At 69.0% G+C, this 19430-nt stretch carries 12 protein-coding genes; 3 read left to right on the top strand and 9 right to left on the bottom strand.

Translation table 11 applies throughout. The features are described from left to right. Window positions 1-38: 38 nt before the first annotated feature. From Amac_RS55315 to Amac_RS26310, 6 genes are all read right to left on the bottom strand, one after another. Window positions 39-6674, bottom strand: a complete 6636-nt coding sequence (locus Amac_RS55315) for a discoidin domain-containing protein (protein ID WP_218041288.1) — start codon at window positions 6672-6674, stop codon at window positions 39-41. Next, on the bottom strand, window positions 6671-9241 hold the full coding sequence (locus tag Amac_RS26330; protein ID WP_155357086.1) for a glycosyl hydrolase 2 galactose-binding domain-containing protein: 2571 nt from the start codon (window positions 9239-9241) through the stop codon (window positions 6671-6673). The genes Amac_RS55315 and Amac_RS26330 overlap by 4 nt, the downstream gene beginning before the upstream one ends. Next, window positions 9238-10062, bottom strand: coding sequence for a carbohydrate ABC transporter permease (locus tag Amac_RS26325; RefSeq protein ID WP_155357085.1), 825 nt, complete (start codon window positions 10060-10062; stop codon window positions 9238-9240). The genes Amac_RS26330 and Amac_RS26325 overlap by 4 nt, the downstream gene beginning before the upstream one ends. Next, the gene (locus tag Amac_RS26320; RefSeq protein WP_155357084.1) at window positions 10059-10940 is read right to left on the bottom strand and encodes a carbohydrate ABC transporter permease; all 882 of its coding nucleotides are present in this window, start codon (window positions 10938-10940) and stop codon (window positions 10059-10061) included. The genes Amac_RS26325 and Amac_RS26320 overlap by 4 nt, the downstream gene beginning before the upstream one ends. Before the next feature lie 65 nt (window positions 10941-11005). Further along, complete coding sequence (locus Amac_RS26315; protein WP_155357083.1) at window positions 11006-12328, bottom strand: ABC transporter substrate-binding protein; 1323 nt, start codon at window positions 12326-12328, stop codon at window positions 11006-11008. A 137-nt stretch (window positions 12329-12465) separates the two neighbouring features. Then, complete coding sequence (locus Amac_RS26310) at window positions 12466-13329, bottom strand: LacI family DNA-binding transcriptional regulator (RefSeq protein WP_218041287.1); 864 nt, start codon at window positions 13327-13329, stop codon at window positions 12466-12468. A gap of 82 nt (window positions 13330-13411) precedes the next feature. On the opposite strand from Amac_RS26310, the gene Amac_RS26305 reads away from it, so the two are divergent. Next, a complete protein-coding gene (locus tag Amac_RS26305; protein WP_155357082.1) occupies window positions 13412-14641 on the top strand; it encodes an ROK family transcriptional regulator in 1230 nt (409 codons plus the stop codon). A 3-nt stretch (window positions 14642-14644) separates the two neighbouring features. Here Amac_RS26305 and Amac_RS26300 read toward each other — a convergent pair whose 3' ends face one another. The 3 genes from Amac_RS26300 to Amac_RS26290 all read right to left on the bottom strand — a co-directional run bounded on the left by Amac_RS26300 (window position 14645) and on the right by Amac_RS26290 (window position 17362). Then, entirely contained in the window at window positions 14645-15088 is a 444-nt protein-coding gene (locus Amac_RS26300) for a DUF1707 SHOCT-like domain-containing protein (protein ID WP_155357081.1), read from the bottom strand. Between the two features lie 12 nt (window positions 15089-15100). Continuing rightward, window positions 15101-15772: a phosphotransferase gene (locus Amac_RS26295; RefSeq protein WP_155357080.1), complete on the bottom strand. Its 672-nt coding sequence runs from the start codon at window positions 15770-15772 to the stop codon at window positions 15101-15103. 78 nt (window positions 15773-15850) lie between these two features. Further along, a complete protein-coding gene (locus tag Amac_RS26290; RefSeq protein ID WP_218041286.1) occupies window positions 15851-17362 on the bottom strand; it encodes a glycosyltransferase family 39 protein in 1512 nt (503 codons plus the stop codon). Between the two features lie 377 nt (window positions 17363-17739). On the opposite strand from Amac_RS26290, the gene Amac_RS26285 reads away from it, so the two are divergent. Next, a complete protein-coding gene (locus tag Amac_RS26285; RefSeq protein WP_155357079.1) occupies window positions 17740-18576 on the top strand; it encodes an ABC transporter ATP-binding protein in 837 nt (278 codons plus the stop codon). Then, the gene (locus Amac_RS26280; protein WP_155357078.1) at window positions 18566-19360 is read left to right on the top strand and encodes an ABC transporter permease; all 795 of its coding nucleotides are present in this window, start codon (window positions 18566-18568) and stop codon (window positions 19358-19360) included. Before Amac_RS26285 ends, Amac_RS26280 begins: the two co-directional genes overlap by 11 nt. Window positions 19361-19430: the final 70 nt, after the last annotated feature.

The following is a 19430-nucleotide window of genomic DNA, read 5'->3' as shown; positions in this document are numbered from 1 at the left end:
CGCAAGGAAGGTGCCCCCTTGTTTGTGTCTGGTCGGATTTAGATGGGCGTGCCGCCGTTCTGCACGATCAGTGCGTTGGCGTCACGCAGGAACGTCGCCTTGACGACCGGGTTCAAGACGATCTTCGGGTCGTTGACCGCTTCGATGAAGCGCGTCAGCTTCTTGACGATCTTCTTCTTGTCTCGCTCGCGCTCCTTGTCCTCCGACACCATGACCTTGGAGATCTTGTCCTCGAGCTTCGCGGCGCCGGTGGCGCTGAGCTCGCCGGCGGTCTTGAAGCGTTCGATCAGGACGGAGATCTCGTCGGTCGAGGTGACCGTCGTGAACTTCACCGGCTGCTCGAGCCGGCCGCCGGACTGGGTCTCGATGGTGACGTTGAGCGTGTGCTCGCCCAGGGGCAGCAGGTAGAGCGGCTGGACCGAACCGGACGTGAACGGCTGGCCGTCCAGGGTGCCGGTCACCGTCTTGACGCCGGTGCCCACGACCTCCCAGCTGATGGTGAGGTCCTGGCTGTCGCCGTACTCGGTGCCGTCCGTGACGCCGGAGACCAGGATGGTGGTCGCGGTGTCAGGGAGGGCGCCGTAGACCTTCATCTCGTAGATCGAGTAGCCCCACTGGCCGGACTTCTCCACGCCTTGCATCCGGATGTACCGGGTGTCGGCGTTCAGGTCGATGAGGTCCGTGCCGCCGTTGCTGGCGGTTTCGGTGAACTTGTCGGTCCAGGTCTGGCCGTCGGGAGAGGTCTGCACCTTGTATCCCTTGGCGTAAGAGTCCTCCCAGTCGATGGCGACCTGGTAGACGGTGTACGTGTCGCCCAGGTCCACCTGGAGCCAGTTGGTGGCCGACTCGCTCGCGCTCCAGCGGGTGGTGTTGTCGCCGTCGAAGGCGGCGGCGGCCGTCTGCTGGGCGTTGGACGCCGACGACGCGGTGGCCGTCTTGCCGAGGGCGATGTTCGGCGCGGGCTGGCCGTAGACCTCCATCTCGTAGAGCGAGTAGCCCCATTGGCCGGACTTCTCCACGCCCTGCATCCGCACGTGGCGGCCCAGCGCGTTCATCGGGATCTTCTCGGTGCCGCCGCTGGAGTTGGCCTGGGTGAAAGCGTCCTTCCAGGTGGTGCCGTCGATCGACACCTGGAGCTTGTAGCGCTTGGCGTAGGAGGCCTCCCACCGCAGGTCGACCTCGGTGAGGGCGTAGATGCCGCCCAGGTCGACCTGGAGCCAGTTGTCGGCGCTCTCACTGGCGCTCCAGCGGGAGGCCGGGTCGCCGTCGAACGCCTTGGCGGCGGCCTGGTCGGCGTTGGACTGCGAGGAGGCGGTCGCCGGCTTGTTCAGAGCCAGGTTGACGCGGCTCGTGTCGCGAAGGGTCAGGTCGAGCGTGACCGTCTGGTCCTTCTTCAGGGGAAGGACGCGGGCGATGGTGCCGAGCGGCGAGTTTCCGATCTGGATGCCGCTGCCGGTGATCTGCTCGATGCCGTCGCGCTGGATCAGCGTGAGGTTCTGGTCGATGTCGGACGTCAAGGTGACCTTCACCTTGTGGGTGTCCATGTCCCAGTCGAGGTCGTCGATGGTGAACCGGCTCTTGCCCAGCATGCCGGAGATGGAGCCCTTCTTCAGGCCCTTGGGCAGCGCGGGAAGCAGTTCCAGCGTGCCGGGGTCGGTCGTGGCCAGCATCTCCATCATGATCGTCGGCACGGAGTTGACGACGTCGGTGGCGAACACGCCCTTGTTGTTGTAGTGCGACGTCGACAGGCTGCTGTAGTAGTAGTCGTCCCTGGCGAAGCGCATCAGCTTCGCGTTGACGGAGTCGGCGTTGTTCAGGTTGGCGGCGATCAGCGCTCCGTGCAGCAGGCCGTGGCCGGCGTTCTCGTAGCTGCCGCCGTCCTTCTTCTGCAGGAACACCTTGGCCGCGTCGTACAGCGGCTTGTTCTTCTCCGGCGTGACCTCGCCGTACGGCCAGACGGGCATCAGCCCGCTGGAGTGCCGGTGCTGGTAGGCGTTCTTGTTCGCCAGGTCGGGCCAGGCCCACTCGGCCAGCGCGCCGTCGTTGTTGATCAGGTACGGCGGCAGGTTGTCGAGCTTCTCCTGCCAGAGCGCGATCTTGTCCTGGTCCTTGCCGAGCGCCTTGCTCGTCTCGATCAGCGTCGACAGCGCGAACCGGGCGCCGGCGATGTCGTACACCGAGTTGACGGACAGCGGCACGCCGCCGGCCGGACGGTTCTCCGGCGAGATGGACCCGGCGAAGACGTACTTGCCGTTGGCGTCCTTCTCGACGAGGAAGTCTTCGTAGAAGTCTCCCATGTCGCGGATCAGCGGGTAGTACTGCTGCTCCAGGAACGTCTTGTCGCCCGTGATCTGGTAGTGCTCCCAGAACGGGTAGAGCAGCCACGACTCGCCGCCCGTGACGTACTGGTACGGGTAGTCGAAGTTGATGTTGGAGATGAGGCCTTCGCCGTTGGGCGTGTTGCCGCCCGTCAGCATGCCGCGCGTGCCGAGCAGCTTCTGGGCGTTGGTCCGGAAGTCCTGCTGCCACGCCTTGTTGATCCACCAGTAGCCGGCCATGACCTCGGGCAGGTTGCCGATGTTGCCGCCGGAGATCTGCAGGTTGAGGTTGGCGTCCAGGTGGTAGTAGCCGTCCCAGCCGACGTTGCTGTCGCCGGTCCAGTTACCGAGCAGGTCGGGCGGGGCCGTCGGGCTGCTCGAACCGATCAGGTGGTAGCGGCCCGAGTTGAACATGCGCTCGAACAGCGCCAGATTCGGCGTGGTCGCGGTCTTCTGCTGGGCGAGCAGTTCCTCGTTGGACTTCGAGCGGTCCTCGGGGCTGGCCCCGAAGTCGACGGAGACCCGGTTGAACATCTCGCTGTGCTTGGTCACGTGCCGGTTCAGGAGCGTCGGGTAGTCGCCGGAGAGCGCCGCCAGCTTCGCCTGCAGGAGCTGCTTGTTCCAGTCCTGCTCGGCGGGCACTCCCCCCGCGTAGGTGCCGTCGTAGCGCTGGGTCAGCGACAGCAGCGTCACGTAGGTCGCGCCGGTGACCTGCACGTCGGTGCCGGACATGGTCTTGACGCCGTCCGTGACGATCCGCGTGACGCCCTCGTACCCGGCGTTGTAGCTGCCGTTCGGGTACTTCACCCGCAGGTTGAGGTAGTCGGTGGTGGAGTTGTTGACGGCCGTCATGCCCTTGTTGAGCAGGTTCATGCCGGGGTCGATGGACAGGCCTAGCTTGACGTCGAGCTTCTGCCCGGCCGGGGCCGGCAGGTGCTGGACGGTGACGCCGTCGGTCTGCGACACGAAGGCGTCGCGCTTCCAGTCGCCCTTGTCGTCGGTCCAGTTCACCGAGACGACGCCGGCCGAGTAGTCGGTGGACCGGACGTAGTTGGTGACCTCGCCGCTGGCCGGCAGCTGGAGGGTCATCTTGAAGCCCGGGTGCTTGCTGCCCTCGCCGCCGCCCTGGTATCCCTGCACGTCGGCGGCGAGCTGGTTGGCCTCCTGGTACTTGCCGGCGATCAGCAGGTCCCGGATCCTCTTGATGTTCTCCTGGCTGACGGTGTTGAACGTCCGGTGGGGGCGGTTCTCCGACCGCGCCATGAAGAAGTCCCGGTCGTTGAAGACGACCGTCTCGTCCCGCGGGTTGCCGAAGACGATGACGCCCTGCTTTCCGTCACCGGCGAGCAGGCCCTCCTCCCAGTCGTTGTAGGTGGTCGGGTAGGTGGTGGACAGCGCCTTCGTCGCCGGGTTGCCGGGCGTCGTGAAGGTCTTCGTCAGGCCCTGGCTCTCGTTGCCGTTGGCGTCGAGCGCCGTCACCTTCACGGTGTAGGTCCGGCCGGTGGCCAGTCCCGTCACGGCGTAGGTGCGCGCGTCCGCTGCCAGCGTGTCCTTCAGCGCCTGGCCGAGGTAGACCTTGTAACCGGTGACCGCCTGGTTGTCGGTCGCGGCGGGCCAGGTGACCTTCGCCCCCGTGGCCGTCACCTCGCTCACCTGGATCTGCGCCGTCGCCGGCCAGGTCGGGGCGGTGTCGGCCGGCTTGACCTTGCCGTACACCTCGAACTCCCAGAGCGACAGGCCCCACTGGGTCGCCGCCTTGGTGCCCTGCATGCGGACGTAACGTCCTTCCACCGGCGGATCGAGCACGATTTCGTCGATGTGGTCGCCGGTCGGCGTGGGGTCATTGTGGGAGTGGACGTCGGTCCAGGCGCTGCCGTCCGCCGACGTCTGGATCTTGTACGTCGAGGAGTACGCGGCCTCCCAGTTGAGCACGACCTTGTCCAGGACGTGGGCCTTGCCCAGGTCGACCTGGATCCACTGGGTGTCGCCGCCGTTCGAGCCCCAGCGCGTGGCGGTGTTGCCGTCGAACGCGCGGAACGCCGAGCGGTCGTTCTGCGGCTGGCTGTTGGTCTCGCCGCTGCCGTCGTTGGACTGCGACGACGCCGTGTACGCCGACGGCGGCAGGTTCAGCGCGACATTGACCGGCACCTCTGGCTGCACCGGGGTGCCGTAGATCTCGAACTCGTACAGGGAGTACCCGTACTGCGTCTGCGGAAGGACGCCCTGCATGCGGACATAGCGTGCCTTCTTGCGGATCTGCACCGTCTCGACGCCGCCACCGCCCGTCGTGGTGGAGAAGACGTCTTCCCACTGCTGGCCGTCGCCCGAGATCTGGATCTTGTACGCCTTGCCGTAGGCCGCTTCCCACGACAGGACGGCCTTGGACACGTCGTACTCGTCCCCGAGGTCGACGTGGATCCAGGCGTTCGGGTCGTTGCTGTGGTCGCTGGACCAGCGCGAGGAGCCGTTGCCGTCGATCGCGTTCTTGGCGAGCAGGTTGCCGTCCTCGTAGGAGGCCAGGGCCTTCGCGGCGGGGTTCAGCGACAGGTTGACCGGCACGTCGGTCGGCGGAGCCGGGGGCTCTGGCACGGTCTGGCCCGCCGGGGGCCACAGCGTGACGGAGTTGGCGCCGTTCTTCGCCTCGGCGAAGGGTCCGGCCATCCCGCTGAACGGCTTGCCGAAGAAGTCGGTGGTGACGTCGGCGGCGATGCTCTCGTCGGCGAGGGGGATGACCCCGACCCTGGCCTTCGTCACCGGCGTCAGGCCGCTGATGCCGGCGGCGTCGAGGGTGAAGTCGAGCTTCACCTCACGGTTGGTCGCGGCGACCTGGACGCCGGACAGCACGCCGGTGGAGTTGCCCTCCTTGACGTGCGTCTTGCCGGTCGCGTCGTTCGGCAGGGTCGAGCCCTGGACCAGGTTGTTGTACCAGAAGAACTTCTGGACCGAGGTGGGCGCGGTGGTCTCGTTCATCGTGCCCGGCTGGAAGTAGTAGGCGTCCCGGCCGCCGCCGTCCACGGCGAAGCGGCCGTTGTCGATGAACATGTTGTTGGCGTACACGACGCCGGTGGCGTCCAGCATGCGGATGTCGCTGTTGCCGATGAAGACGTTGTTGTCCACGAGGATCGGGCCGTGGATGGCCTCCGCGTAGTAGCCCCACGGGCTGTTCATGACGATGTTGCCGGTGACGCGGACGTTCTGGTTGCCCCAGTCCGTCCAGATGCCAGCGGAGTTGCCGCCCTTGGAGTTCTTGAGGTAATTACCCTTAATGAGCCCCTCGTTCATGTAGTGAACCTTGATCGGGGCCGTCTCCGCGCCGCTGAACTCGCCGCGGTAGTTCGTGTCCTCGATGAGGTTGTACAGAATGTCGGAGTTCCAGGAGAAGACGCCCGCGATCCCGGACTGGCCGGACTTGGCGATGTAGTTGTTGCGGACGATGTGGGATCCGTACTTGTCGGTGTCGCGGAAGTTCGTCCGGGTCTCGCCGGGCCGGTTGCCGGCCCATTCGTCACAGCCGAGGCCGATGTCGATGGCGATCGTGCGCGCGTTGACGACGGTGTTGTTCTCGATGATCCACTTCAGGCCGCCGTTGACGCTGATGGCGCCCGCCTGCCGCCGGGAGGGGCTGCTCGGGAAGTCGGAGTAGGTGCCGGCCGCGTGCTTGACGGTGAAACCGTGGACGGTGATGTAGCCCAGACCCCACACGTCCGGCGCGAACACCTGGCGGCGCACGTTGATCTCCGCCAGCTTGGCGTTCGGGTCGGCGCCGTCGAAGTTGGCGTAGATGGTGGTGGTGCCGCCGGACACCTCGGTGAACCAGGTGCCGGCCGCGGACTGCACGTTGGCCAGCGACGCCTTCTCGTAGTAGGCCTGCTCGTTCAGGTAGACGTCACCTGCGGTGTAGCCAGGGAAGACGCCGTCTCCGCCGCCTTGCGGCTGGCCGGTGGCGTACGGGTTGTAGGTGCCGAAGAAGCTGGCCGGCAGCGTGACCTTCCATACGTCACCGCTGTGCTGGACCCAGGTGTCGATCTCCTCCGAGCCCTTGATGACCACCTCGCCGTCACCGGCGTTGGTGTAGGTGATGCGCTGCGTCTCGTCGGCGCCGCCGCGCGCCGGCTTGACGGTCTCGCGATACAGCCCGGCGTGGACGACCACCGTGTCGCCGGGCTGCGCTTCCTGCGCCGCGTGGTTGATCGTCAGGTACGGCTCGGCCGCCGTACCGGCATTGGTGTCTTTTCCGGTTTTGGCCACGTGGATCTGGCGCCCGGCCTGAGCCGCCGCCATCGACGGCGCTGCCGTCGTGGTGACCATGAGGGCGCTTAATATCGCGCCGAGCGCGATCCTGAGGCGGTGTTTCATGGGGTTCCTTCGTTGCGATTCCCTGTGGAGCCCGTGACCTCGCCGAAGGACCGGACCGACATGTCAAGCAGCGTGCTGGGGAGAGCGACGGCGCGGATCGCGCCGCCGTCTCGACGGGTGATTCGAAAAACCTCTCTCTCGCCCGGCAGGAGCGTGACGAGAGCGCCGTCCACGGCGAGCCGGGACGGCTCCAGGTCGAGCGACGCGGCCAGCCGGTCGGCGGCCACGCACACATCGCGCAGCAGGGTCACGGCGGTAACCGTGACGTGCAGCTCGCCGTCGACGACGGTGACGTCGACGGCCCGGTCGGGCCGCGGGGCGGTCAGCTCCCGCTCCGGCCGGTAGATCCAGGTGGTCCGCACTCCCCCGGCGTCGACGACGAGCATCTCCGCCCGCGGGTCGGCGGGGTGCCCGACCTCGGGATCGACGGGCAGCCGGACGAGGCCACCGGCCGGGCAGTCGGCCCGCACGCGGGTTCGCGCGTGCTCGTGGCCGTCCAGCCCGACCCGCCGGATGAGGACGTCGGACTGCCAGGGGGCGTCGGAGTCGTTCACGAGCACGAGCTCCAGACCCGCGTCGCCGGTGGGGTCGTGGGTCGGCCCTGGGCTGACCGGCTGGACCGTGACCAGCCGGGGGGCGAACGAGTGGCGGAGGGCGTGCCAGAGGGGCTTCTCGATGCCCGTGCTGTCGACGGCCGACCAGCTGATCACCGGCCAGCAGTCGTTGAGCTGCCAGACGACGACCCCGCCGCAGCGCTCGCGGGAGCGCAGCCACTCGACGCCGGCCGAGACGGCGCGGGCCTGGACCACCTGGGTCGCGAAGTGCCAGTCGGCCTCGCTGCGGGGTATGGGCACGTGCGGTTGGAGGCCGCGGGTCAGCTTGTGCACGCCGTCGATCGCGCGCAGGTGGTGGCGCGTCTGCGGCGAGTCGGGTCCGGGTGTCTCGCCCTCGACGACGCGCCCGAGCGTGGTCCACGCGGGGGGACCGCACCAGCCCATCTCCGCGACGAACGCCGGGTCGTGGTAGCGGTAGTGGGCGTAGTCGCGCTCGTTCCAGGCGTCCCACAGGTGGCTCAGGCCGTGGGTGTCGATCGCCGGATCGCGGTCGACGGTGCCCGACCAGGGCGAGTTGGGCACGTAGGGCCGGGTCGGATCGAGGCGGGCCAGGACACCGGGCAGCACGTCGAGGTAGTAGCGCGCGCCCCACCCGCGGACCCCGACCTGGTCGGCCCACCCCCAGTGGTGCCAGCCGAGGACGGTCTCGTTGCCGCCGCACCAGAGCACCAGGCTCGGGTGGGCCGACATCCGCGCGACGGCCTGCTCCGCCTCGGCGGTCACCAGCTCGACCATCTCGTCGTCCTCGCTGTAAGCGGCACATGCGAAGAGGAAATCGTGCCATACCATGACACCGCGCTCATCACAGGCGTCGAGGAACTCTTCTGTCACAAAGTGACCGCCGCCCCAGACCCGCAGGAGGTTGGCGTTCCCGGCGACGGCCTGGTCGATCCGGTGCGCCACCCGTTCGGGCGTGGCGCGGCTGGCGAAGGTGTCGTCGGGGATCCAGTTGTAGCCACGCACCCGTACGGGCCGGCCGTTGACGACGAGCGTCCAGCGCGTCCCGAGCCGGTCCGGGGTCTCGTCGACCGCGACGCTGCGCAGGCCCACCCGGACGGTGGTGGAGTCGAGCACCACGCCGAGATGCTCGAGCTCCACCCGGAGGCGGTACAGCGGCTGCGCGCCGAGACCGACCGGCCACCACAGGTCGGGGTCGTCGACCCGCAGGACGATGGCCACCTCGTCGCCGGCCACCGTGCCGACGGCCGACCTGGACCGCCGACCGGCCGGGTCGGTCAGCTCGACGCGCACGTCCGAGCCCGCCGGCGCGTCCACGCGCACGTGCGCCGTCACATAGGCCACGCCGTGCTCGAGCTGGACGAGCGGCCGCACGTGGTCGATCCGGCCGGCATAGGTCTCCAGCCGGATGTCCCGCCAGATGCCGGCGGTGACGTAGTGCGGTCCCCAGTCCCAGCCGAAGTTGGCCGCGGCCTTGCGCACGTGCGGGTAGGGCTCGTCGTACGGGCTCGGCAGCGGGCCGTGCGCGCGTTCGTGCTCGCGGGCGGCGTCCCAGGCCGAGGCGAAGCGCACCTCGACGAGATTGTCGCCCGGCAGCAGGACGTCGTCCACCCGCCACCGGTACGCCAAGTGCTGGTCCCGCGCGGCTCCGACCAGCTGGCCGTTGACGTAGACGTCGGCGATCGTGTCGAGTCCTTCGGCCACCAAGTCGGTGCGGGCCCCGGGCGCCGGCGACCACTGGACGTGGCGCCGGTAGACCCACTGGGAGTGGCCGACCCACCGCTGCGCCAGCTCGCCCCACCCGACGTCGGGATCGGCGAGGAGACCGGCCGCGAGCAAGGCCGTGTGCACCTCGCCGGGCACCTGGGCGGGGATGGCCGCCGTACGGACGGCATCGGGGACGTCGTCCGGACCCGCCGACCAGATCAGCTCCCACTCGCCACCGAGGTCGAGCCGGGTGGCGGCGGCGGCGTTTACCTGCGTGATCTGCGTCATCCCTTGACTGCTCCTGCGGTGAGTGCTTCCTGCATACGACGGTTCATGATCGAGTAGGCGACGTACACCGGCAGGACCGCGAGCACGGTGCCGGCGGCGAGAACGCCGAGGTTGGTCGCGTCGGCGACGATCGTCGGCAGCGCGACCTGGACCGTCCGCACGTCCGGCGCGGTCCCGGTGATGGTCAGCGAGAAGAGGTATTCGTTCCAGAAGGTGAGCAGCTGGAGGATCGTCACGCTGACCACGCCCGGCCTCGCGATGGGCACGAAGACGCGGGTCAGCAGCCGCCAGTGCCCGGCGCCGTCCAGCGCGGCCGACTCCACCAGGGCCGGCGGCACGGTCCGCATGAACTGCGTGAGGAGGAGCACGGACAGCGGCAGCGCGCTCGCGGGCAGGAAGAGCATCTGGAACTCGCGCGTGCCGAAGAGCCCCAGCTCGATCGCCAGCACGACCGTGGGGATCAGCGCGGCGAACGGCGGGATGAGGAAGCCCGCGGAGAACGTGCCCGTGATCATGCGGGCGAGCCGGTTGTCCGTCCGGGCCAGCGCGTACGCCGCCGGCACGGCCAGGCACAGCGTCACAACGATGGCCACGCCCGAGATGAGCACGGAGTTGACCAGTGCGCGCCCCAGGTCGGCGGTCCGCCAGGCGGTGCCGAAGTTCTCCCACAGCCACTGCGCCGGCAGCGCGAACGGCCGCGTGAAGATCTCGATGTTGGACTTCAGCGCGCTGACCACGAGGTAGTAGAGCGGTGCCGCCAGCAGCAGCGCGTACGACCAGGAGAGGACCGTCGCAAGGAGGCCGCCCTTGCTCTTTCTCATCGGGAGTCCTCCTCGGGGCTGCGCAGCAGCGCGCGGATGAGGAACATCCCAGCGATGCCGAACAGGAGCAGCACGACGCCGACCACCTGGCTGTAGCCGAGATCCCGCTGGGAGAAGGCCTTCGCGTAGACCAGGTAGGACAGCGTGGTCGACGAGGTGCCAGGCCCGCCCTTGGTGAGCAGCAAAATCAAGGCGGCCGAGGTGAACAGCGTCCAGAGAAACTGCAGCATCGCCAGCGTGCGGACGTAGTCCTTGACCATCGGGAAGGCGACCTGCCACATGGTGCGCAGCCGTCCGGCGCCGTCGATCTGGGCCGCCTCGATCACCTCGGCCGGCAGGCTCGCCAGGCGGGCGGCGAACAGCACCGCCGTCCAGCCGACGCCGCGCCACAGGTCGATGGCGATGAGGGTCGCCAGCGCGGTGCTCGGGTCGGCGAGCCACGCGGTGGCCCAGGAGTCGAGGCCGATGCCGCGCAACAGGCCGTTGACCCCGCCGTTCGGGGACAGCACCCCGTAGAAGATCATCCCGGTCATGGAGATCGAGATGAGGCCCGGCGAGAAGTAGAGCACCGACAGGACGCGGTAGCCGCGCGGCTTGGTGTTGAGGTGGTAGCCGAGCATGAAGGCCAGCGGGATCATCACCGGGATCGCGACGGCGACCTGGATCGCGCTGTTGCGCACCGCGGCGTGGAAGGTCGGGTCGGCGAAGACGCGTCCGATGTTCTCCAGGCCGATGTACGTGGGCTCGTACAGCAGCCCCTTCCACCGCAAGGTGGCGATGACGAACATGGCGGCGAGGGGGCCGACCGAGAAGACGGCGAACCACACGAGGGAGGGGACGGTCAGCCAGAGGACCCGGGGCGACTTGGTCGATGGCATTCGTGCGCTTTCTTTCGGGGCGGGTGGGGCCGCCAGGCCTGGCGGCCCCACCCGGGGAGCAGGTCTCAGCCCTTGGTGGCGGTGTCGAGGCCCTCGCAGATCTCCTGCGGGCTCGCCTCGCCGTAGGCCCCGGTCAGGACCTGGGTGATCGGGTCGGACGCGGAGCCGATCCAGACGTCGGGCAGGACCGCGTAGTCGACGTTGGCGTCCAGGCCGAGCGAGGCCTTCAGCAGCGGGTCGGTCGCGTACGAGGCGAAGTCGCCGGTGACCGGGGGCAGGATGCTGGCGTCCTTGACGAAGTCACCGACGGTCGGCTGGTCGTAGAACTTCGTCACGAGCTGCCGGACCTTGTCGATCTTGTCAGCCTCGGCGCCCTGCTTCGTGATCATGAACCCGACGCCGGTGAAGCCCTGGTAGGCCGTCGGCTTCGGGTAGACCGAGCCGCTCGGAACCGGGAAGCCGCCGAGCGTCGTGTGCGTCTCGATTCCAGTGCCTGAGGCCTTGGATTCCGTGTACGCCCACGAGCCCGCGGACATGATCGCGGCCTTGCCGGAGTAGAAGGACGCGTACATGTCGTCGGCGCTGAGGCCCGCGACGTTGTCGACGAACACCTTGGCGTCGCGCAGGTCGGTGAAGAGCTTGATGCCGTTGAGCACCGACGGCGTCGCGCAGTAACCGCCCTCCTGCATGACCTTCTGCATCGTCGCGGCGTCGGTGAACGACTGCGCGATCTGGTAGAAGAGCTTCTGCCCGGTCCAGTCGTTGCCGCCGACGGTGACGGGCCCGACGCCCGCGTCGCGCAGCTTCTTGGCGGCGGCGATGAGCTCGTCGGTGGACTTCGGGACCTCGGTGACGCCGGCCTTGGTCAGCAGATCGGTGTTGTACCAGAGGGGCCAGCTGAACCCGGAGAACGGCAGGCCCTGCAACTGGCCACCGCTGACGCCGCCGACCCGCCACTCGTCGAGGGCCTCCGGCTTCATCTTGTCGGCCAGGCCCCAGTCCTTGACGTACTGGTCGACGGGGACGGTGACGCCCGCGTCCAGCCAGCCCACCGTCTTGTCGAAGAGGTTGACGATCACCAGGTCGGGGGACTTGCCCGCCGCCACGGCGGTCTCCACCTGGTCGTCGATGGCTTCGAGGCCCTCGGTGAGGTTGATCTTGATGCCCGTCTCCGCGGTGAACGCGTCGAAGACGCGCTTCTGGGCCTGGGCCGCCGAGTTGCCCGCCGTGAAGCGGGTGACGACGTCGATGGAGCCGCCGCCGGTCGCCGAGGCGGCCGCCGGACCAGGCGCGGGATCATCGGAGCCGCAGGCGGCGAGGGAGAGGACGAGGGCTCCGGCGGCGAACGCGGCCACCCCGCGTACGGCCCGTGGCGTGGTGCGGTGCATGGGGCTTCCTTTGCTTCATGTTCCGGGGGTGCCGGGACTCGTGTGTCCCGGGGGTTACGTGCACATTTCTGGGGTTGCTCGAACCACAGCGTGCAGGACAGGAAGCCCCGAAGTCAATAAGAAAGATTAGTAATCTATTAAATGCTCGAGCCGCGGACCACCAGCGTCGCCGGCACGGCCGTGATCACGCGCGGCGCGGCCCCGGAAAGGATCTCGGCGAGGGTCTCGCCGACCAGCTCGCCCAGGGCCTGGACGTCATGGCTGACGGCGCTGAGCGGGGGCTCCGCGAGCTGGCACAGCGCCGAGTCGTCCCACGCCACGAGCGAGAGGTCGGCCGGGACCGCCAGGCCGAGGCGGCTCGCCTCGTGCAGCGCGCCGAGCGCCATGACGTCGTTGTCGAAGATCAGCGCCGTCGGCCGGTCGTCGATCCCCAGGAGGGTGGTGACGGCGCGCACCCCGGCCGCCTCGGAGTAGTCGCCGTCGAACGTCGTCGTGCGCACGCCGTGTTCCGCCGCGACGGCGTCGAACGTGCGGCGGCGGATGATCGTGTGCGCCATCTCCGCCGGCCCGGCGACATGGCCGAGATGCGTGTGCCCGGCCGCGACCAGCGCGGCGACGACGTCGCGCATGGCCACCTCGTCCTGCGTCCACACCGCCGGCAGCCCCCCGGCGGTGACCGGGTCGCCGATGACCACGGTCGGCATGCCCAGCTCGCCGACGAGCGCGACCCGCTCGTCGCCGGGCAGCAGGTCGATCAGGATCATCCCCTGCACCTGCCCCTCAGCCGCCCACGCGCGCATCCGGTCGCTCGCCTGCCGGACGGTAGCGACGACCTGGAGGAGCACGGACACCCCCAGGGGGACGAGGATGCGCTCCATGCCCGCGATGAACTCGTGGAAGAACGGCTCGGCACCGAGAACCTCGGCGTCGCGCACGAGGGCGAGGCCCACCGGCGTGCCCGCCCGCGGGCGTGTCGCCGTACCCGTCGATAACGCGACCATCGGTGCCCTTCCCTCGTGAACTAACCTCGTGACCGTAACGTAGTCGTGCCGTACCTGCGGCCTGGACTAGAGGTGGTTGAGCGTGGCCCGACGAGAGTCCGCGGTGGCGGGGCCAGGGAGCCGCGCGCTCGTCGTCGACCTCATCCGGTCCGCGGGGCCGATCAGCCGGGTGGAACTCGTCGAGGCGACCGGACTGACCCAGCCGACGATCTCCAACATCGTCCGCCGCCTGATCGACGACGGTGTCGTGCGCGAGACCGGTGCCACGGTCGCGACCGGTGGCAAGCCCCGGACCCTGCTTGTGATCAACTCCCGATCAGCATACGGCGTCGGGATCCGCGTCGGAGCCGACACCCTCACCTGCGTCGTTACGGACACCCGGGGCGGCACGATCGGGCGCGAGCTCGTCTCCGCGCCGCCCGCCGAGAAGCCGGAGGACGTCGTAGCCCAGCTGGCCTCGCTCTACCGCGACGTCACGCAAGGGCTTGGTCTGTCGCCGCAGAGCGTGGCAGGTCTTGCCGTCGTCGGGCCGGGTCCGGTCGACGTCGCCCGGGGCAGGTTCCTCGCGCTCCCGGGCCTGGAGCGGTGGGCCGACCTCGAACTCGGCCAGGCCCTGACCGCCCAGCTGGGCGTGCCGGTGCTCGTGGACAGCGACGCGGCAGCGGCCGCCGTGGGCGAGTTCTGGGGGCGGCAGGTCTCGCGGGAGCGGACCTTCGGGTGTCTCTACATGAACTCGGGAATCGGCTCAGGGGTCGTCCTGGACGGCGCGCTCCATCGCGGCGCCAGCTCCAACGCGGGTGAGATCGGGCACGTCTCGGTGGTCCGTGACGGCGCCCGGTGCCGCTGCGGCAGCCGCGGCTGCCTCGAGCTGTACGCCGCACCCGCCGCGCTGGTGGACCGGGCCAGAGCAATTCCGAACCTGGCGAACCGCCTGAAGATCCGCCCTGACGACCCGGACGCGCGGGCGTTCGACGTCCTCGCCCGCGCGGCGATCTACGGCGACGGGCAGGCCCGCGCGCTGGTCGACGAGTCGGCCCTGCTCCTCGCCGACGGCGCCATGACGCTCGCCAACCTCTGGGACCTCGACACGCTCGTGCTCGCGGGTCCTGGCTTCGCCGTCGCCGGTTCGCTCTACGTCAGCGAGATCCGCCGCCGCCTCGCCGAGCGGGCATTCTCGCGCAAGATCCACGTGGTGCAGGTCGACCTGTCGAGCAATCCCCGCGACTCCGCGGCCATCGGCGGGGCAGCCCTGGTGCTCCAGGGATCCGTCGCACCCGGCCACGGGCCACAGGTCGCCGCGACGCACGCGTAGGGCTTATGCGCGACCCTGCCGGGACCTGGAGGTGGCGACGCTGAGGGCGAAGAGGACCGCGCCCGGCGGGACGATGATCCACATCGGCCAGAAGTACAGGAGCTCGCCCTCGGTGATGCTGAGCATGACCCAGATGACCAGGTTGAGGGCGACCTTGGCGGCCCAGGCCACCCAGAGCACCTTGAGCCAGCGCGGCAGCGCGCCCGTCGCCACGACCGGCGCCTTCGTCTGCGTGGCGGTGGTGGCGGGAGCCGCGGTGGGGGCGGTGCCGGGGAGGTCTAAGAAGAGGTTGTCCAGGTCGGCGTAGGTGACCGATTCGTAGGCGCGGCCCATGCGGTCGTTGTACTCGTCGAGGCTGAGGCGGCCCTCGTCCACGGCGGACAGGAGCCGGGCGACGGCGGCCTCGCGATCACCGTCGGACACCCGGACTTCACGTCGATCTACCATTTCAGTGCCTCCTCAAGGAACGTTCACGGGCTGTTCGCGGGCGAGGAGGCGGTCGATGGCGGCCGTCTCCGCATTGTCGGCGTTTCGGTCGGTACGGCGGCGCTCCGCCATCATGTAAAGGTACGGCCGGGCCGCCTCGCGGTCGACACGGTCGAGGAAGGCCGCCAGCATGAGCGGGCGGCCCCGGCGCAGTGCCGGGTCGTGCAACGGGAACGACGCGACAGCCAGCCAGGTGGAGGCGACATCGGCGGCGGAAGCGCCGCGGCCGGCATTGGCCCAGTCGATGACCCTGGGGCCGTCGTGAGTGAGCAGCACGTTGTAAGGGTGCAGGTCCAGATGGAGCAGCTTGCCGCCGCCGCAGGCCGCCGGAAGCCAGCCCGGGGCGCGTACGGCCGACAGCTTGGTGAGCAGATCGCCGAGGAGCGCGCCGTGTTCGGACATCCGCCACGGGTGCGCGGCGGCGTCGTCGGGGAGGCTCGGGCCGTCGATGCGCTCCATCAGAATGTCGGGGCCGTCGGCGTCGTACACCTCCGGCGCGGGAAAGCCGCCACGGCGGGCGTGCCGCATGACGGACGCCTCGCGTTCCAGGCTCCGGCCGTCCTTGGCCCGCCGGATGACCTTCCCGGCTCCGGCCTCGAAGACGTCGCAGTCGCGTCCCGACCCGATCAGACAACCTACGCGCATGCCGCCAGGCTAGGCCGCCAAGCGCCGCGATTGACCGGGCTCCCGGTGGCAGCTTCTCCCCGCCGATTGGTGCCAGCATCAGGTACGCCGGAGGATCGGCCAGAGGGCGGACCAGGAGACGGGGGCGGCGCCGCAGATCTGGATGACGTTCTCCAGGACCTTGTTCTCGACGTCGAAGCCGGTGTCGATCGGGCCGATGAGGCGACAGTCGGTGAATCGAGCGGGAATGCGGCGGTTTTCCGCAGCGTGGATCAGGAGGACGGGACCGTTGGCGGTGTCCGGAGGCGGGCCCCAGTCGGCGTAGCCCATATGTCCCGAATAGGCGCCAGGAAGGCCGTAGTCGGGGCCATACTGCGCGATTGCGGCGGCTTCACCGTAATTCTGCGCGAAGATGACGGCGCGGGCGCGGTCCGCTTCGGGGATCTGGTTCCAGGCGTCCCCCACCGACCGGACGAACTCCGGCCACCCGATCTGCTCCCCCACCTCGGCGTTCAACGCGTTCGGGAGCTGCGCGGCGGAGGGCGGCAGGACCGGCAGGCCGACGACGATGTTGACGGCCGCCGCGACCGCGATGCCCGCGACGAGCACGGGCGGGCGAGCCCAGCGGACGACGGGCGCCACACCGGCGGCCATCGACACCAGCAACAAAGGCAGCACATAGTACGACTTGCCGCCCGTAACTAGAACAATCACGACGAGCAGCGCGGTGGCCACGGGGAACAACCGGGCCCAGCGGATCGACGGATCCCGCCACAGGCGGATCAGACCCGCCACCCAGAGCGGGACGAAGATCGGGGAGAGCTGCACGATCAGCAGCGGGACGAGCATCGCGCGGTTCTCGCCGCCGTCCTCCTCGCTGATTCCGGCCGCGACCGCGAACTGCGGCCAGCCGTGCGCGGCGCTCCAGATCAGATTGGGGGCGGCGATGACCAGGGCGATCAGCGCGCCGATCGGCAACCAGCGGGTGCGCAGCACGTGCCTCGGCCCGACCAGCAGCAGCGCCAGGAACAGGCTCACCACCAGCAGCGCGATGAGCTGCTTGTTCTCCAGGCCGACTCCGATCGCGACGCCGATCGCCAGAAACCAGCGGCCGTCGCCGGTGCGGAGCAGCCGCAGCGCCAGCAGGCTGACCAGCACCCAGGCGAACATGTCCATGGTCGCGGTGGCGAGCAAGTGCCCGAGGCCCAGGACGATCGCGGACGTGGCCGCGCAGCAGGCGGCGACGAACTGCACCCGGCGACCGCCGCCGAGCTCGCGGGCGATCAGCGCGACGGTCACGACCGTGGCCACGCAGAGCAGCGTCGCCACGACGCGGAGCGCGAACGGGTTATCACCGAGCAGGGCGCTGCTCGCGCGCGCGAGCAGCGGCGTCAGCGGCGGCTGGTCGACATAACCCCAGTCGGGGTGGTCGCCGGCGACCATGAAGTAGAGCTCGTCGCGATGGAATCCGTACCGGCCGGATAAGGCGGTCAGCACGGCCGCGAGCAGCGCCGAGACCGCGGCGACCGGACCCACCGCGAAGGGTGGCAGTTCCCCGAGGCGACTTTCGCCTTCCTCCGGCAACGTTGTGTCAGAGCGTTCGATAGTCACCCGGAGAGCATGACAGCTACCCGTCACCCTGAACAGGTCGTTCCGGTCAAGCTGTAACAGGACTGTGTGCGCAGGTCAGACGGCTTAAAAGCGGTCCAAAGGGCGACCGGGCGCAACCCCTGTCTTCGCGGCCGGGCGGGTAGGGGGGTGACCCCTATCGTCACAGCTCAAGAAGGGATCGCCGCCCGCACTTCCGCCGTTGGCCTGTTGTCTCCGGCCACTTCTTGCCAATAGCGGCAGGGCCGCCCGCCGCTATTGTAGCGGTAACTCGATTTCACCGGTCAATCGTATTCAACTGGCGGCGTATTCATGGCGCCGCCCGAATTCCCAATTCGCGTGACACGCGAAAAGTTTTGAATACTAAAGGAGGTGACACGTTGCTGCAAGCCATAGATCTGGTCAAACGATATGGCTCGGTCCTCGCCTTGGACGGATTCAGCCTGAGTGTGGCGGCCGGTGAGATCGTCGGCCTGGTCGGGCACAACGGCGCGGGCAAGACGACCTTCGTGGAGATCGTGTCGTACCTGATCCGTCAGGACAGCGGTCACGTGACCATCGACGGCCGCCCGCCGTCGGCCAGCAAGGGCCAGGTCGGCGTCGCGCCGCAACATATCGCGCTCTACCCGTCGATCACCGTGCGCGAGCACCTCGTCCTGTTCGGGAAGCTCGCCGGGCTGCGCCGCACCGCGCTGGACAGCGCCATCGAGGACCTGACCGTCGCGCTGCGGCTCGGCGCGTTCATCGACAGGAAGACGGCGGGGCTGTCCGGCGGGCAGCAGCGGCGCGTCCAGGCGGCCACCGCGCTGATCCACCGGCCCGGCCTGCTGCTGCTGGACGAGCCGACCGCGGGCGCCGACCTGGAGACCCGCGAGGCGATGCTGGACGTCGTCAAGCAGCGCGCCGGCGACGGCGCCGCCATCGTCTACACCACCCACTACCTGCCCGAACTGGTCGAGCTGCAGGCCACCATCGCGGTCGCCAGGAACGGCAAGATCATCGCGCGGGGCACCTACGACGAGCTGGTGGAAGGGCTGCCCGGCGAGGTGTGCCTGATCCACGACAACGAGGAGGAGGTCCGCGTCTCCACCACGCAGCCGGCGGCCACCCTGATCGACCTGCTCAGCCGCGCCGAGCGGCCGATCAGCACGATCGAGGTCCACAACCCCTCCCTGGACGACCTCTACCGATCCCTGGCGGTCAGCGATGCTTCTTGACACCGGCTACCGGGCCGGGCCGATCGCCGCACTGCGCGAATCCGTCTACCGGATCGGCGCGCTGGCCGGCCACAACACGACCATCCGGCTCCGCGACCCCGGCCAGATGATCAGCTACCTGGTCATGCCGATGGTCCTGATGCTGGTCCTGAAGCCGCTCTACGTGCGGGCGGTCGAGGGCGGCACCACCAAGGTGGTGACCGGGCTGCTGGTCATGTTCTCGGTGTTCGCGATCTCCATCGCGGGCAACGCGATCCTGGCCGAGCGGACCTGGAAGACCTGGGACCGGCTCCGGGTGAGCCGAGCGCCGGCCGCCGAGCTGCTGCTCGGCAAGACCCTGCCGATCTACCTGGTGATGATCGTGCAGCAGGCCATCCTGCTGGGGTACGGCTGCCTGGTCATCGGCCTGCCCATCCCCGGCAACATCCCGCTGGTCCTCATGTCCATCCTGATCTGGGCGTTCACGCTGCTGGCGATCGGCGCGCTGCTGGCCGCGATCGTGCGCAGCCACGGCGAGCTCAGCGTGATCTCGGACGTGGGCGCGCTGACGCTCAGCTCGCTCGGCGGCGCGCTGGTGCCGCTGAGCCTGATGCCGGACTGGGCGCAGGTCGCCGCGCACGTGTCCCCCGGCTACTGGGCCCTGGAAATGCTGCAGGCCGCGGTCGCCGGCGACACGGCCGGCACCCTGCTGCCCGCGGCCATCCTGCTCGGGATCGCGCTGATCTCCGGCGCGTTCGCCATTCGCCGGCTCACCCGCGGCTGGGGCCGCGGCGGGCTGCTCTGAAATCAAAATCGCCACCATCGATTTCCCACAAATTAACCAGAAACCCGTCCCATAGACAGCCGCATAGCCG

Origin of the sequence: Acrocarpospora macrocephala, assembly GCF_009687865.1 — a bacterium.
Taxonomy (GTDB): Bacteria; Actinomycetota; Actinomycetes; order Streptosporangiales; family Streptosporangiaceae; genus Acrocarpospora; species Acrocarpospora macrocephala.
The sequence above is the reverse complement of the archived record's forward strand: the minus strand, read 5'-3'. Positions and strand labels throughout refer to the sequence as shown.